At 60.3% G+C, this 14,773-nt stretch carries 15 protein-coding genes; 2 read left to right on the top strand and 13 right to left on the bottom strand.

The window, feature by feature from the left end; translation table 11 throughout:
* Positions 1-40: 40 nt before the first annotated feature.
* The gene (locus BLV41_RS06825; protein WP_074711124.1) at positions 41-439 is read right to left on the bottom strand and encodes a DoxX family protein; all 399 of its coding nucleotides are present in this window, start codon (positions 437-439) and stop codon (positions 41-43) included.
* 47 nt (positions 440-486) lie between these two features.
* Complete coding sequence (locus BLV41_RS06820; RefSeq protein ID WP_074711123.1) at positions 487-1,113, bottom strand: LysE family transporter; 627 nt, start codon at positions 1,111-1,113, stop codon at positions 487-489.
* Positions 1,114-1,181: 68 nt separating this feature from the next.
* Here BLV41_RS06820 and BLV41_RS06815 point away from each other — a divergent pair, with 68 nt between their 5' ends.
* Positions 1,182-1,601, top strand: coding sequence for an Lrp/AsnC family transcriptional regulator (locus BLV41_RS06815; protein WP_074711122.1), 420 nt, complete (start codon positions 1,182-1,184; stop codon positions 1,599-1,601).
* 9 nt (positions 1,602-1,610) lie between these two features.
* Here BLV41_RS06815 and BLV41_RS06810 read toward each other — a convergent pair whose 3' ends face one another.
* From BLV41_RS06810 to BLV41_RS06795, 4 genes are all read right to left on the bottom strand, one after another.
* Positions 1,611-2,435: a metal ABC transporter permease gene (locus tag BLV41_RS06810; RefSeq protein WP_211481655.1), complete on the bottom strand. Its 825-nt coding sequence runs from the start codon at positions 2,433-2,435 to the stop codon at positions 1,611-1,613.
* Positions 2,436-2,476: 41 nt separating this feature from the next.
* Positions 2,477-3,220, bottom strand: coding sequence for a metal ABC transporter ATP-binding protein (locus tag BLV41_RS06805; RefSeq protein WP_074711120.1), 744 nt, complete (start codon positions 3,218-3,220; stop codon positions 2,477-2,479).
* On the bottom strand, positions 3,217-4,179 hold the full coding sequence (locus BLV41_RS06800; RefSeq protein WP_074711119.1) for a metal ABC transporter substrate-binding protein: 963 nt from the start codon (positions 4,177-4,179) through the stop codon (positions 3,217-3,219). Before BLV41_RS06800 ends, BLV41_RS06805 begins: the two co-directional genes overlap by 4 nt.
* A gap of 117 nt (positions 4,180-4,296) precedes the next feature.
* Positions 4,297-4,992 carry a DedA family protein gene (locus tag BLV41_RS06795; RefSeq protein WP_074711118.1) on the bottom strand — a complete coding sequence of 232 codons (696 nt, stop codon included), beginning with the start codon at positions 4,990-4,992 and terminating at the stop codon, positions 4,297-4,299.
* A 298-nt stretch (positions 4,993-5,290) separates the two neighbouring features.
* On the opposite strand from BLV41_RS06795, the gene BLV41_RS06790 reads away from it, so the two are divergent.
* On the top strand, positions 5,291-6,766 hold the full coding sequence (locus BLV41_RS06790; RefSeq protein ID WP_074711117.1) for an MDR family MFS transporter: 1,476 nt from the start codon (positions 5,291-5,293) through the stop codon (positions 6,764-6,766).
* Between the two features lie 109 nt (positions 6,767-6,875).
* On the opposite strand, the gene BLV41_RS06785 is transcribed toward BLV41_RS06790, so the two are convergent.
* The 7 genes from BLV41_RS06785 to BLV41_RS06755 form a co-directional block, all read right to left on the bottom strand.
* On the bottom strand, positions 6,876-7,895 hold the full coding sequence (locus BLV41_RS06785) for a hydroxyacid dehydrogenase (RefSeq protein ID WP_074711116.1): 1,020 nt from the start codon (positions 7,893-7,895) through the stop codon (positions 6,876-6,878).
* Positions 7,892-8,806 (bottom strand): carbohydrate ABC transporter permease, encoded by a 915-nt coding sequence (locus BLV41_RS06780; protein WP_074711115.1) that lies wholly within the window; start codon positions 8,804-8,806, stop codon positions 7,892-7,894. The genes BLV41_RS06785 and BLV41_RS06780 overlap by 4 nt, the downstream gene beginning before the upstream one ends.
* A complete protein-coding gene (locus tag BLV41_RS06775) occupies positions 8,803-9,732 on the bottom strand; it encodes a carbohydrate ABC transporter permease (protein WP_074711114.1) in 930 nt (309 codons plus the stop codon). Before BLV41_RS06775 ends, BLV41_RS06780 begins: the two co-directional genes overlap by 4 nt.
* A 59-nt stretch (positions 9,733-9,791) precedes the next feature.
* Entirely contained in the window at positions 9,792-11,105 is a 1,314-nt protein-coding gene (locus BLV41_RS06770) for an ABC transporter substrate-binding protein (protein WP_074711113.1), read from the bottom strand.
* 155 nt (positions 11,106-11,260) lie between these two features.
* Positions 11,261-12,409, bottom strand: a complete 1,149-nt coding sequence (locus BLV41_RS06765) for a substrate-binding domain-containing protein (protein WP_074711112.1) — start codon at positions 12,407-12,409, stop codon at positions 11,261-11,263.
* A 203-nt stretch (positions 12,410-12,612) separates the two neighbouring features.
* Complete coding sequence (locus BLV41_RS06760; protein ID WP_074711111.1) at positions 12,613-13,794, bottom strand: amidohydrolase; 1,182 nt, start codon at positions 13,792-13,794, stop codon at positions 12,613-12,615.
* 68 nt (positions 13,795-13,862) lie between these two features.
* The gene (locus BLV41_RS06755) at positions 13,863-14,237 is read right to left on the bottom strand and encodes an iron chaperone (RefSeq protein ID WP_074711110.1); all 375 of its coding nucleotides are present in this window, start codon (positions 14,235-14,237) and stop codon (positions 13,863-13,865) included.
* Positions 14,238-14,773 lie beyond the last annotated feature (536 nt).

Below are 14,773 nucleotides of genomic sequence, written 5' to 3'. Positions count from 1 at the left end.
AGATCACTCGTGTTGTTCGTAAGGGTCATCTCGCGGGAAACTACGACCGGCGGGCACTCCATGCCCAGGCAATAAGAGGTATCTGCAACGGCAGTCGCACTGCGTGCACCCGCCGTGACTGCGGAGTTCCGTCGGGTCCCCAGGCCCGCTTCAACGCGGAAATGTGCCCGGCGGTGAATCCTGCGAACATGACGGTAGTGGCAGTTGCTGCTGCCTTGCGCGTGCTCGGGTGGAGCAGCCCCAATGCGGCAAGAGCTTCCGGCGCCGTCGAGGCAATCACCCACTGGTGGCGCGTCATCAATCCCAAGGCGCCGCCGCGGTCGCTGCACAACGACGGCGGCACAACCGGGTAGTAGAACTTGGGGTTTCTCAGATGGTTGACGGCGCTGGCGCCTAGCATTGCGGCCAAGGCCCAGGCGCTGGCTGTAGTGGCTTTCATGGAACCATCCTTGCATGCCCTGCTTGACTCGACCCGGAGGCCCAGCATCAAAGCCTTTGGAGGATTGCCGCCAGGCCGAGCACAACCACCAGGGAGAAGCCGATCGTGTTGAGGCGCCGCCGGGCCTTGGCGGCAGCCCTTGCACGAAACATCCGGCCAACAAATACCAGTCCCAGTTGCCACACTAGTGACGCGGCGCCAACACCAGTCACGAAGGCCACGGAGCTTGAGAAGGATCCCAAGGGCCGGGCTACGGCCGTCAACAGCGCCACGAAGTAGAGCAGGGTGGTGGGGTTGATGGCAGTCAGCCCTGTGAAGAGCATGAACCGCCCCGCCCGGCCGCGTCGTTGTGGTTCCGGCTCATTCACAGGAACCTGAGCACTGCCGAATGCCTTGCTGACGCCGATGGCTCCGATCAAGACAAGGATCAGGCCACCCATCAGCCCCGGCCAAGCTCCCCATGACGACACGAGTGGCGCGGCTGCCACCCCCAGGGCGACGGCCACAATGCAATAGATGGTATCTACCGTGGCTACAGCTGCCGCCGCCGGCGATGCGTCCTTAAAGCCCCAAGCCATGCCTTCTCGGATCAACAGAATTCCAATAGCGCCCAAGGGTGCGGCCAGCCCGAAACCGGCAAGGAGTCCTACGCCCAGCGCCATATGAATATCCATGGATCCATGCTGTACCGGCCCGCGAGCACGTACTGCGAATCGTGCAGATCTACGGATAGAATCGCAGCATGGATGCCACTGACAGCGCTATTCTCAATATTCTCGCCAGAGAAGCGCGAATTTCCTTCAGTGACCTGGGCCGGCGGATTGGTCTGAGTACCAATGCCGCATCCGCCCGTGTCCGGCGCCTGGAGGACGATGGCGTCATCCTGGGCTACCAAGCCATTCTCGCCGACAGTATCGCCGGGACCGGCCCCAACCTGGAAGTCTTCATCGACATTCGACTGAAGCCCGAGGCAGACTCTGGCGTTTTCCTGGCGTGGGCCATGGCGGCGCCGGCCGTCCGTGACGCGGTCCATGTGACCGGACCATACGACTACATCCTGCATGCCGTTGTGCCCAACACCAGGGCCCTGGATCAATTGCTGCGACGCCTCAAAACTGAAGGCGGCGCAGCGCAAACCCAGTCCAGGCTGGCTCTGAGATAGCCGCAGGGATCAAGCAGCAGCCAGCTTCCGGCGTCGTGCGGCATTGAGGCGGGCAACGACAAGGCCATGACGAGGGCTAAACAGGTAGACCAGTGTAAACGCCGCACCCTGGGTTAGGACCACCATGCCGCCGGAGGCTGCATCCAGATAGTAGCTGGCATACAGGCCCACAATGGCGCAGCCGACAGAAATAGCTGGCGCCAAGACCAGCATCCGGCTAAAGCGATCGGTCAGAAGGTATGCGGTGGCTCCGGGAATGATGAGCATGGCCACCACAAGCACAACCCCCACCGCCTGGAGAGCAACCACGGATGTCAGGGCCAGCAATCCCAACAAGAAGGCGCCTAGCATCCGTGGGTTCAGGCCAATGGCGTGGGCATGTGTTGGGTCGAAGGCGTAAAGGGTGAAGTCCCGCCGTTTGAAGATGAGGATGGCGAATGTGATGGCCCCGAGCGCCACGACCTGAATCAAGTCGCCCTGGCCAAGGCCCAACAAGTTGCCGAAAATGATGTGCGAAAGATCCGTCTGACTGGGCGTGACGGAGATGAGCACAAGCCCCAAAGCAAAGAGCGTAGTGAACACGATTCCGATGGCGGCGTCCTCCTTGACCCTGCTGGTGCCACGCACGGCGCCGATCAAGGCCACCGCAAGGAACCCGAACAAAACCGCTCCTACGGCGAAGGGGGCACCAACGATGTATGCCAAGGCAACGCCAGGCAGCACCGCGTGAGAGACGGCGTCGCCCATGAGAGACCAGCCGATCAGCACGAGCCAACAAGAAAGTACGGCGCACACCACGGAGGCCACAACCGTTACGGCCAAGGCGCGTTGCATGAAGACGTAATCGAAGGGCTCAAGGAGAAACTCAAAAATACTCACAGGGCGTCCTCGCCTCGGTTGATGACGTCCAAGCCAAAAGCCCGTGCCAAATTTTCTGGTTGCAGGACTTCCTGCGGCGTGCCATGCATCAATACCCGACGCATGAGCAGGACAGCCTCGTCAGCCAGGTCCGGGAGCGCGTGAAGATCATGAGTGGAAACCAAAATGGTTGCGCCCTCATGCGCCAGCTGCTTCAACAGTGCGCAGATCGTGGCCTCGGAGCGCTTGTCCACGCCAGCAAACGGTTCATCCAAGAGGAGCGTGGTGGCACCCTGTGCGATCCCCCGCGCCACGAATGCGCGCTTCTTTTGACCCCCGGACAACTGACCGATTTGCCGCTGTGCAAATTCTGAAAGCTCCACGCGCTCGAGTGCATCAGCCACGGCAAGCTTGTCAGCTTTTCGGGGCCGCCTGGCCATGCCCATATGGCCGTAACGTCCCATCATGACCACGTCCTGAACCGAGAGCGGAAACTGCCAATCAACGTCCTCGCTTTGGGGAACGTAGCTGATGGCCCCCAACTGCCGCGCACTCACGGGCGAGTCACCGGCGATCGTGACCTTTCCGGCGTCGGGCTTCACAAGTCCCATGATGGCCTTGAACAACGTGGACTTGCCCGAACCATTCATGCCCACCAGACCGCAGATCAGCCCTTTTTCGACCTTCAGCGAAGCTGCGTCCAGGGCCAGAACTTGGCCATAGTGCACTGTTACTGCGTCGACATCGATGGCCGCGTTCACGGCGCACCCGCCGTCAATGCGTCGGCAATTATCGTGGCGTCATGGCGAATCAGGTCCAGATACGTGGGTACGGGACCATCCTTCTCAGAGAGCGAATCAACGTACAGGGTTCCGCCAAACGCGGCACCCGTGGCCTCGACCACCTGTTCCATCGGAGCCGCTGAAACGGTCGACTCGCAGAAGACCGCCGGGACTTGATTGCTCCGGACAAACTCAATGGCGCTGGCAATTTGCTGCGGGGTGGCTTGCTGTTCGGCATTGACGGCCCAGATGTATTTCTCCGTCAATCCAGCATCGCGGGCCAGATAGGAAAAGGCGCCCTCGCAACTGACAAGTGCCCGTTGATTCTTCGGCAACACCGAGAGCCTGCTCACGAGCTCGTCCTGCACTCCTTGCAGGGAGGCGTTGTACGTGGCCCCGTTGCTTTCATAGATGGCTGCGTTGGCCGGATCCAACTCCGAGAATGCGGCCACCATATTGTCAACATAGATTTGTACGTTGGCGGGCGACATCCAGGCGTGCGGATTGGGCATGTCCTTGTAAGCGTCCTCGGCGATATTTATTGCCTCAACGCCCTCGGTCATGACGGCATGTGGAGCCTTTAGGTCCTGAACGAATTTATCGAACCAGGCCTCAAGATGCATGCCGTTGTCGAGAATAAGATCCGCCTTGCCCGCCTTGCGTATGTCTCCGGGAGTTGGCTCGTAGCCGTGAATTTCGGCGCCCACCTTGGTGATGGATTCAACGCGAAGCTTGTCTCCCGCCACGTTCTGGGCGATATCGGCCAAAACAGTGAACGTGGTTAGAACCACCGGCCGGTTGTCCGTTCCCTCGGTGCCAGCAGAATTGGCGGCGGAGTCGCAAGAGGTCAAGGTGAGCGCGATGAACGCGCAGGTGGCTAGGCAGGCGGAGATGCTTCGGCGGAGCGGCTTCATTGGCGGCGCATGGAAGTTTGGCATGACACGAGAATAGTTTAGGTGCCCCTAAATATCAACATAAGGCTTGCCGGAATACCGTAATATTCCACGATCCCCGTGGCTGCGGACTCCTGACTGCGGACTCCTGACTGGGGACTGCTACGAACCAGCGGCCACCACCGACTCGCGTGTTGACGGGTGCTGGGCACCTTCGTCAATCGCCGTGGCCGGGTCAAGCGGTCCTACGCCCCGCTTTGTACTGCCGTTGCGTGAACGAGCCCGGAACTTGGTGATGACCAGGTCAAGAGCCAGCCCAAGGCTGGCGGCAAGAATGATGGCCGCAACAAATCCAAGGATTGGATGTTCGCGTAGCCAGACACCCGCCAACGCCCCAATCAGCACCGAATAACTTGCCCAGAGAAATGCTGAAAAGGCTGAGATGGCAATAAATTTCCTTCTCTGAAAGCCTGTTGCGCCGGCCGTGAGGTTCACGGCAACCCTCGCTCCGGGAAGAAACCTTGCCACCAAAATCATGGATACGGCCCTGCTCTCCAATCCTTGGCCAGCTTTGGCGAAGGAACGCTGCATCAGCGGACGTCGCATCCACTTGAATCGGCTCGTACCCAAGCGCCGGCCAAGAATGTAGGCGGCATTGTCGCCGAGGAACGCACCAAGGAGGGCGGCCAGCAATAAGAGCCACAAGCCATGCCCGCCGTGGGCGGCAGCCAGCGACGCCATCCCCACAACAAGCGCCTCGCTCGGGATGGGAGGGAAGAAGCCGTCGATCAAACACCCCAGCACCACGGCGGCATAAATCCACGGCTGGCCGGCTGCCTCAAGCAGCAACGCGGTCAACGGAGCTCACCTGGAAATGCGTTGATTCTCATAGTGCCAACGCTACTTTCAAAACCTTGTGCGGCACTATAGGGGAAACCCCCGGTTTCAACCCCGGGCAACCCGGAGAATGCCCGCCGGATTCACCCCTGGATGCCGGGCGCCGACGTCGAATATTCTTCCAATCCTGAGGGAAAACTGGGAATAGATACGCCATGTTCGACGCTTTCACATGTGACTTCTGCTTTCACGGGCGCCGGCCCTTGCGTAAACAGTCCCGGCAACCCACATGTTTTTTCTCTTGGATTCAGGACCCCTTATGTCTATTTCTCACCTTGATGCCCCTGACAGGCTCTCGGCGCGGGACCGCACCACCATTACGGTGCTACTGGTTTCCGCGTTTGTCGTCATTTTGAACGAAACCATCATGAACGTGGCCCTGCCTCGCCTCATGCACGAATTCCAGGTCTCACCCTCGGCGATTCAGTGGCTGGCAACGGCCTTCATGCTCACCATGTCCGTGGTGATCCCGGCAACGGGCTACCTTCTGACCCGCATGCCCATCCGAACGGTGTTCATTCTGGCCATGGGCTTGTTCTCCGTTGGCACCTTGCTAGCGGGTGTGGCGCCCGGGTTTGAGGTGCTGCTGTTGGCCCGCGTGGTGCAGGCTTCCGGTACGGCGATCATGATGCCGCTGCTGATGACCACAATTTTGGACTTGGTACCCTCCAACCGTCGCGGCGCCGTCATGGGCAACGTCTCGATCGTGATTGCCGTGGCTCCGGCCATTGGCCCCACGCTTTCCGGACTTATCTTGCATTCGTTGTCATGGCGATTCATGTTCCTCTTTGTCCTGCCCATCGCCGTGGTCGCGTTGGTCCTTGGCTCGCGCCTCCTGCCTCGCGATACCAAGCGATCCTCTTCCAAGCTGTCCATCCCCTCCGTTCTGCTGTCCATTCCGGCCTTTGGCGGCTTGGTGTACGGGCTCAGTGGGATCGGATCCCCCGATGCACAGACTCACCTGATCGCCACTGTGGCGCTTGGAGTTTCCCTTGTGTTCCTGATCAGCTTTGTCCTCCTGCAGCTGCGACTGCAACGGACGGATGCGGCACTGCTGGACATGCGTCCGTTCCTGCACCGGCAATTCACGTTGGCGCTGGCACTGATGGTGATGGCCATGGTGGCGCTGTTCGGTGTGATCATTTTGCTACCCATGTACCTGCAGAACGTGCGTGGGCTTGACGTCTTGACCACCGGACTGCTGATGCTTCCGGGTGGTCTGATGATGGGTTTGCTGGCCCCCTGGGTAGGCAAATTGTTCGACAAGGTGGGCCCGCGCCCGCTGTTGATCCCGGGCGGTATTTTGCTCTCGGTGATCCTCTTCAGTTACACCCAGCTTGATCAGAACACGGCGCTGCCCATGATCATTGGCCTGCACCTGCTGATGTCGATCGCGTTGGCGTTTATCTTTACCCCGGCCTTTACGGCGGGACTGAACCCGTTGCCGCATTCGCTGCACTCGCACGGTTCTGCAGTGCTCTCCACGCTTCAACAGCTTGGTGGCGCCGCCGGCACTGCCTTGTTGGTAGGCGTCATGTCCGCCGGGACAGTTGCCGCTGCTGCGGCCGGCAAGGACGAGATCGCGGCCCAAGCCAGCGGATTCAGCAACGGCTTCATGGTTGCCGCCTGCGTATCCCTGGGCATCGTGGTGATTGCCGCATTCATGGGCAAAGCCCCCGCCGAAACTGGCCATGACTCGCCGGCACCGGCGAAGGATTCCATGCCGGTTCACTAAAGGTTCCCCGCCAGCCTGCCAAGCGTGGCGTTCGACGTTGTTTTTCACGACGCCGAACGCCACGCTTCTTTGTTTCCCATGCCGGGGATGAAGCGGCTCCGAGTAGCCGCTAGGCGGTTATCGAGAGTTGTTCAGCAGGGAGGGCATGGCGCAGCGGCTCGCCCTTCGCGACACGATGTGCTTCCGCCACCACGGTGGCCGCCAGCCGCTCCAACTCGGTGCCCAGGGAACCGGCAATATGTGGTGTCAACAGCACATTGGGGTTTGTGTAGAACCCGGAGTCTGGTGGAAGTTCCCAAGGCGTTGTCACGTCGAGCACCGCGTACAAATCACCCTGTTGGAGCCGGTCCAGAAGGGCATCCTGATCCACGAGCTCGCCGCGGGCGGTGTTGATGAACGTGGTGCCCGGGCCGAAGCTGGCAATGATTTCTTTGCTAATGAGGTTCAGCGTGGATGGCAAGGATGGTGCATGCAGACTGACGACGTCGGATGTGCTGGCCAGTTCCTCCAGCGTTACCAGAGCGGTCCCCAAAACGGTTGCCTCGGCATCGTCAAGGAAGGGATCGGCAACCACCACGTCCACATCAAAGGGCCGCAATAGTCGAATCACGTGCCGGCCAATTTTGGAGGCTCCAATGATTCCCACTCGTTTGCGGTAATTGCCCATCGACGGGAACTCTGCCTCCGGGCTGACAGGCGAATGACGCGAATGCACTAGTTGGCCAAGTTGCAGAATGTTCTTGTTGGCCAGCAAGATCATGGCCAGGGTGTACTCGGCAACAGGCAGGGCGTTGGCGTCAGCGGCCGTGCTGACCTGGATGCCGCGGTCCCAACAAGCCTCGGTGACATGATTCTTGACGGTTCCGGCTGCGTGGAGAATGTATCGCAGGCGAGGTGCGGCGTCGAGTACATCCGCATCGATCTGTTGGCATCCCCACCCAGTGATGAGAATGTCAGTATTGGCGAGAACTGCCAGGGCCGCCGCGGAGGAGAAGTCTTCCAGCGGCTCGCGGCTGAGCAGGTTGACCCCGTCGGCCAGGGCATCGAGCAGCCGGGCAGTGAACAGCCTGTTGGCTGTGGCTGCCGGCATGGCCAGTGCCACGTTCGGCAACGGTGCGGGGTGGCTCATTTGACGCTCCCTGCTGTGAGGCCAGACTTCCAAAAACGCTGCAACATGATGAAGGCGATGAGCAGCGGAATGATGGAGAGAAAAGATCCCGTGATGACCAAGGGGGCGTAGTCCGGCAGCTGAACCGTGTGGCCCTGCCAGATGGAAATGCCAACGCTCACCGGCAGCAGTTGCTGGTTCTGCAACATCACCAGGGGCAGCATGAAGTTGTTCCACACGCCAACAAATTGAAAAAGGCCGATGGTGACGAAGCCTGGAACCATCATGGGCAGGCCAACGGAGAAGAAGGAACGGATGGGTCCGGCACCGTCAACGCGTGCGGCTTCGAGAGTCTCCGCCGGAATGTATCCGGCACTGTATACCCTGGCCAGATACACGCCGAAGGGGTTGCACAGCACGGGGATGAGAACGGCCCACATGGTATTGGTCAAACCAACTTCAGATGCCAGCAGGTACATTGGCAGCACGGTGGCCGTGTTGGGCACCAGAACGCCAATCAGGACCACGCCGAAAAAGGATTCTTTCCAGCGGAAGTTGAACTTGTCAAAGGCGTAGCCAGCCATGACGGCAATCAGTCCACCAAACACCGCCCCGAATCCGGCGTAAATGATGGAGTTTGCCATCCAACGGAAGAAGACGCCGCCATCCTGCCTGGCAATGTTGGCAATGTTGTCAAAGAGGGCAAAGTCGCCGAAGGCAAAGGCGCTGGTGCCGTAAAGATCGGCAGTGTTCTTGGTGGAGGCGAAAAGCAGCCAGACTACGGGGATGACCATGTAGGCACAGCCCAACACCAACAGGCCGTTGACGGTGAACTTGCTGGCTAAACCGCCGTCGCGTTTGGAACTCTTTTGATGGGGAGATTCCTGCTGCCTTCGTGAGACCTTCGGGCGAAGGATAGTTTCGGTGCTCATGATTTGCCCGCCTTGTTGCTGGAGCGTGTGACGACGAAGGACAGGACTGCCGCCAACAACGCGATGATGATTGAGGCTGCCGCCGCCTGGTTAAGGTTGTGCTTGTTGAAAGCGGCATCGTAGGCCCACATGTTGGGCACCCACGTTGTGGTGATTGACGATGTGGCCTTGGCCAGAATCATTGGCTCGGTGAACAGTTGCAAGGTCCCGATCATGGTGAAGAGCATGATGACGCTGAGCGCTGGCAGGACCAAGGGGAACTTGATGGCCAGGGACAAGCGGACCTCGCTGGCGCCGTCAACGCGGGCGGCCTCCAAGATCTCGCGGGGAACTGCTTGCAAGGCGGTGAACAGGATGATGACGTTGTAGCCGGTCCATTCCCATACGGCAATGTTCACCACCGAGGGGAGCACCATGTGGGCGTCCAGGAAATTGATCTGTATGCTGCCGGATTCCAGGGCCTGAACCAACGGACTGATGCCCGGGGTGTAAAGGTAAGCCCAGATCAAGGCCGCGATGACGCCGGGTACGGCGTGCGGCAGGAAGACAAGCAGTTGGAACATCTTCTTGGCCTTCGCAACGCTGGCATCAAGGAGAAGTGCAAAGATGACGGCACCGCCCACCATGGCCGGAATGTACATTGCGCAGTACATGGCAAGGCGCAGCAGGCCACGGACGAAACTCTCTGACTGTAAGACCTGCACGTAGTTTTCAAGGCCAACGAAGGTGGTGACGGGGTCGCCGAATCCGAGCCCGGATTTTCGCTCGCTGAAGAAGCCCAGCCAAATCGAGTAGAAAACCGGGGCAACCATGGCCACGGCAAAGACGGCGAAAAAGGGGGTGAGAAACAGGGCGGCGGTTCTGCCGCTGTTTCCCGTAGCTGTGCGCTTCCTGCGCCTAGGTACTGCTGGTGCCTGTGTGGCCATGATGTTCTCCTCTTGCGGCGGGCCGCTCCCCTGTGTGGAGGGATCAGCCCGCCGTGCTGCTACTCAGAAACGGACAGGCCAGACTGCTTCAAGCCCTCAACGGTTGCCTTCTGCGCCGAGGTGATGGCCTCGCCAACGGTGCCCCCAGTGGTGAGTTTGCCGTAGGCGTCCCCGATGGCGGTCTTGGTGATTTCCCAGTTGGGGCCCCACTGCCATCCGGGGGTGACATTCTTTGAGGCTGCTGCGAAGACTGTATAGATGTCGTTGCCAAAGAAGCTCGAGTCGAAGGCTTTCTGCGCCACGGCCGTCAAGCCGGGGAATGCGATGACTGCAGCACCGCCGTTGCCGCGGGCCTCAATGGCTTTCGGATCGGTGGTCAGGTACTGGATGAACTTTGCCGCGGCCGCGGGGTTCTTGCTGCCCTTGGTGACGTTGAAGCTGGAACCGCCGTAGAACGCGCCGGCAGGCTCTCCCCATGTGGGCATCTGCGCGGCAACCCATGCGCCCTTCTGGCCCGCTTTTTCCACGCGCTTCTGCAGTCCCCTGGCAGTCCAGCTGGCACCAAGTACGCCTGCAACGTTGCCCTGAGCCAGATCCATGCCCCACTCATCGCTGGCGGCCTGCTGAACTTTGACGATCTTTGCATCGATCATCTTCTGCCAGAAGGCGGCAACCTTCATGGTCGCCTCATCGTTGATGCCGATTTTCCACTGGTCATTCTCGGAGTTGAACCATTTTGCGCCACCCTGCCATGAGAGAGCCGCCGTGATGGGCACTTCATTGGGGTTAAAGCTTGCGAGGTAGCGATCGGGACTGATCGTCTTGAGCTTCTTGCCAGCTTCTTCGAACTCTTCCCATGTGGTTGGAACTGCGGCGCCGGCTTCATCCAGGAGATCCTTGCGGACCCAGAAAATTTGCGCGGCGGCGTCGTAGGGCAGCCCGTAAATGTTTCCACCAAACTCGACCATTCCACGAATCTGCTTCGAGTACTTGTCGATACTTGCGCCTTTGTCGATCAGCTCGTTAAGCGGAACCACCTGGCCATTGCTGACAAACTGCGGGAGCTGGGGGTACTCAACTGTGGAAACGTCCGGACCGTTGCCGGCCGTAATGGCCGTTGACAACTTGGCGTAGCCGCCATTGGAACCGTCGGGGATGGGTTCGAACTTGACCTTGATGTCACTCTGGCTGGTGTTGAATGCCTCCGAGACCTTGTCCATGCCGGCCAGTGCTGACCAGAAAGTGACATCGCCCTTGGGTGCCGCGACCGGGCCAACGTTGGCGGCCGGCTTCTCTGAGGTGCCGCAGGCGGTCGCCAACAGGCCGGTTCCGAGCAGTCCGGCTGCTCCGATGAGTAGTGTGCGACGCTTCATTGTGTTCTCCTTTGAATTCCCTGATGAACGTTTTCATGTGCCCCACAACACATGCGCTACATCAATGAAACACCCAAACGTGAACACAAACGGCCAAATGAACAAGAGTGAACATAAGTAGTGTTGGCGTGGCCCGAAAGCCCGCCCGATGGCTCTTACTGAGGTGCCGAGGACTCCCTGACCATGAGTGACGGCGACAGGCTGACCTGCTGCAGTGCCGTCGCATTCCCAAAGTGGGGGCCAATACGGTTCAGGCACATCTGCAGCGCCTGGTAGCCCACATCGAATTTGGGCGGGGCCACGGCAGTCAGGGGTACGGCACCCATGGAGGCAATCTCGTCGTCGTAGGCCACAACGGCCAGGTCGCCGGGAATGGAGATGCCCCGTTCGTGGCAGCAATCCACAAAGGTCAGCGCGTCCTCATCGTTGAGGACTAGCATGGCCGTGAATTTGGAAACCGCAACCCAGTCGACAAGTTCCTCAATTTGTTCCCGCAGCGCCTCAGGCTGGTCGCGGTCCACGGTGATGAAGCGTGCGCTGCTGTCCCGGTGCTCCATGCCGGCGCGCTCAAGCGCCAGTCGGTAGCCCTTGAGCACGCGAACCGCCGTGGGGCTGCTCTGGCGCACGCAGAGTCCAATGTCTTGATGCCCCAGGCCAATCAAGTGGTTGATGGCAATCTCAGCACCTCTGACATGGTCACTGCGCACCGATTCCAATGCGACGTCGTCAAGCACGTCGTCAATGGGGCGCTCGGCGATGACCACCGGGACGTTGGCCAGGGAAAGCGCCTTGAGCGTGTTGCCGTTCGCCAAAGATTCACCGCTGGGGGTCACAAGCAGGCCGTCCACGCCGTTGGCCAGGAGGCGCTCAATTTGTCGCTGCTCCTCCGTCTGGGAGTAGTTCGAGATGGCCAGCACCAGCCGCACACCCAAATCTCGGGCGGCAGCTTCCGCGCCGCGGATGACTGAGGGGAAGTAATAGCTGGCGCTGGGCACCACCATGCCGATCGTGGCAATGGGCGTGCGAACCCCCGGGCCAGTCCTCCCCCTGCCCCGGGCACGCTGCTGTTGGAGCGCTCCCCCGGGACCTCCATGATGCTGTGAATTTCCCTCGACAGTCGCTGCGGCAACGGACACGGCTCCGCCGTGGACACGCTGCAGCGAACCCTGGTCTTCCAGCGCGGCCAGATCGCGCCGCAGGGTCATGCCCGAAACCCCTATGCGTGCGGCCAACTCGGAGACGTTCAATGATCCTCTGTGCTGGAGCTCCCGCAAAATCAGTGCGTGGCGGTCGTCGGTCAGCATGCAGCCATCCCCTCGGTGTTTATTAATGTTCTCTTGTTCATTATGAACTAAAGCGCACCAGCCTCATCCGGTCAAGGATGTTACGGAGAACATGACAGCCGCGCGGTGGTCGACGTGGCGAACGCCGCGCTATGGCACCACTGCGACCGTCCACTTTGCCGGCACCTCCAGCGGTCAGCTCACGTTCAGCCCTCCACCCGGCCTCATGAGCGCAGCCACTCACGGCAGGCGGTGACAAGTGCCGCGACCCCACGATCAAGCGTCGGTTGGATTTCCGGAGCGAAGGAGGGCGAATGGTTCGACGGGATGTCGCGGTCGATGGTCCCCGCATTCGCGGCGGCGAGGTATTTTTCCGGGTGTGCGCCTCCGAGTATCCAGTAGACCAGGGGTGCGCCAGCCGCCGTCGCGAGCAGGCCAACGTCTTCGCTGCCGGAGACGGGGCCTGGGTCTATGACCGCTTCTTCGCCGAACGCCGACCGGAATGCGGCCATCGTGCGCCCGGTGGCATCGCCGTCGTTGACAGTTACCGGAAATGATTCGGCGAATTCGACGACTGGCTCGGGCGCGCCCGACGCCGCGGACTCGGCGCGAACGATCCGCTCGATCGCGGCGATCATACGCAGCCGCACTTCCTCGCTGTAGGCACGTATGCTCAGTCCGAGTTCGGCGGTCTCCGGGATGATGTTGTTCTTTGTGCCGGCGCTCATCCGTCCGACCGTCACAACGGAGGTGTCCTGCGCTGCGATCTCGCGGGAGACGATCGTCTGCAGCCGGCCCACGACGGCCGCCGCGATCACGATCGGATCGATAGTGGTCTCGGGCCGCGACCCGTGGCCACCGCGTCCACGCACCGTGATGTCGATGCTGTCGGCCGAGGCAAAGGCCGCGCCGGAGTGAGCGCCGAGCATCCCGGCGGGCGCGGGACCGACATGCTGGCCGAGCACCACATCCGGCACCGGCACTTTCTCATACAACCCGGCGTCGAGCATTGCTTGTGCGCCGCCGCCGGCTTCCTCAGCCGGCTGGAACACGGCGACAACCGTGCCAACCCATTCCGCCCGTGTGGTGGCCAGCTCCCGGATCGCGCCGATCAGGCACGTGACGTGCACATCGTGCCCGCATGCGTGCATAATGCCAGGCACGGTGCTCGCATACGCGAGGCCGGTGTCCTCCGTCACGGGCAGTGCATCCATGTCAGCCCGCAACAATACAGTCGGTCCGTCACCATTGCGAAGGACTCCAGCTACCCCTGTAATCCCGATCCCCTCGATGACGTCGAACCCCGCAGAACGAAGTTCGACGGCGGCGATCGCGGCCGTGCGTGTCTCCTCGAAGGAGAGTTCCGGATGGGCGTGCAGGTCGCGGTACAGTTCTTCGATAGTCATTGGCTCATCCTGCCGTGTCCCGCTCACTCACCGCAACATATAGGCCTTCCCAAGGTTTTGTTGAAGGTTTAGCCAGCAACCTTTGCGTCGCGGCTTGACGCGTCGATCTCGGCCCGCCGAGTCTGAACAATGCGCCGCACGGCAACTTCCGGTAGTTGATGCTCCGCAGAATAGTGAATGCTCCCGGTCGTCGTCTCGAAATTGGTCAGCACGTGGAGATTGGCTGCCACCACTGCGCCACTGTATGGGTAGAGTGCCAGAAACTTCTTTGCCTGCACGGTTGCGATGAGGGCCTTGCCGCGGTAAATGAGCGCTGCCATGGAGTAGCTTGTGCCTTCCTCCGCCTCGGGCACCATTTCGCGCGCAATCGCGTAGATGCGTTCCAGTGCGGCGCGATCGGCGCCCTCGATCGTGCTGAGATATGTGCTGACTTCCGAGCTCATGAGGTGATCGTACTCCTGCTGTCACGGAAGCAGGCCCAGAATCTGCCGCGACTACGACGTGTAGGTGCATGTATGAAACGCGACGGTTGTTCCGGGCAAGATTCTCTATTCCAGTGACGAAGCCACCCCGATGTGGTGTGAACGCGGGCATATGCCCAAGGAGGTTAATCGGCTAATTTTCGTCGGGCAGATCCAATAGTTTCCACCACTTCTTTTAATACCTGACGAATGGTGTCAAGTATTGGGGGGCAGAATCCATATGCAAGTGAATGCGACGAGTGGAATGAGCCATATGAGTATTTCAACAACACCGGCCCAGATTGCGATGACCTGCTTTGAGGCAGGGGCGAAGGGTGACTTGGATACGTTGATGAGTAAGGTCACCGAGGACGTGACGGCTTTCAGCCCGGAAGGACCGGTCGAAGGCGCCCAAGCATTCCGCGCCTTATGGGAGAACGTCGGCCGGATGTATTCGCGCTTCGACTTGGTTGGCGCTTACGGCGACGACAGCTCGCCCGCATTGTTCCATAACGGGA

It is taken from the genome of Arthrobacter alpinus (assembly GCF_900105965.1).
GTDB classification, from domain to species: domain Bacteria; phylum Actinomycetota; class Actinomycetes; order Actinomycetales; family Micrococcaceae; genus Specibacter; species Specibacter alpinus.
Note: the sequence above shows the minus strand (reverse complement) of the source record. Positions and strands in the feature narration are given on the sequence as shown.

Excerpts from the sequence above, each read along its gene's own strand:
- BLV41_RS06825 (WP_074711124.1), bottom strand. The coding sequence starts at position 439 with ATGAAAGCCACTACAGCCAGCGCCTGGGCCTTGGCCGCAATGCTAGGC.
- BLV41_RS06820 (WP_074711123.1), bottom strand. The coding sequence starts at position 1,113 with ATGGATATTCATATGGCGCTGGGCGTAGGACTCCTTGCCGGTTTCGGG.
- BLV41_RS06815 (WP_074711122.1), top strand. The coding sequence starts at position 1,182 with ATGGATGCCACTGACAGCGCTATTCTCAATATTCTCGCCAGAGAAGCG.
- BLV41_RS06810 (WP_211481655.1), bottom strand. The coding sequence starts at position 2,435 with ATGCAACGCGCCTTGGCCGTAACGGTTGTGGCCTCCGTGGTGTGCGCC.
- BLV41_RS06800 (WP_074711119.1), bottom strand. The coding sequence starts at position 4,179 with ATGCCAAACTTCCATGCGCCGCCAATGAAGCCGCTCCGCCGAAGCATC.
- BLV41_RS06790 (WP_074711117.1), top strand. The coding sequence starts at position 5,291 with ATGTCTATTTCTCACCTTGATGCCCCTGACAGGCTCTCGGCGCGGGAC.
- BLV41_RS06785 (WP_074711116.1), bottom strand. The coding sequence starts at position 7,895 with ATGAGCCACCCCGCACCGTTGCCGAACGTGGCACTGGCCATGCCGGCA.
- BLV41_RS06780 (WP_074711115.1), bottom strand. The coding sequence starts at position 8,806 with ATGAGCACCGAAACTATCCTTCGCCCGAAGGTCTCACGAAGGCAGCAG.
- BLV41_RS06775 (WP_074711114.1), bottom strand. The coding sequence starts at position 9,732 with ATGGCCACACAGGCACCAGCAGTACCTAGGCGCAGGAAGCGCACAGCT.
- BLV41_RS06770 (WP_074711113.1), bottom strand. The coding sequence starts at position 11,105 with ATGAAGCGTCGCACACTACTCATCGGAGCAGCCGGACTGCTCGGAACC.
- BLV41_RS06765 (WP_074711112.1), bottom strand. The coding sequence starts at position 12,409 with ATGCTGACCGACGACCGCCACGCACTGATTTTGCGGGAGCTCCAGCAC.
- BLV41_RS06760 (WP_074711111.1), bottom strand. The coding sequence starts at position 13,794 with ATGACTATCGAAGAACTGTACCGCGACCTGCACGCCCATCCGGAACTC.
- BLV41_RS06755 (WP_074711110.1), bottom strand. The coding sequence starts at position 14,237 with ATGAGCTCGGAAGTCAGCACATATCTCAGCACGATCGAGGGCGCCGAT.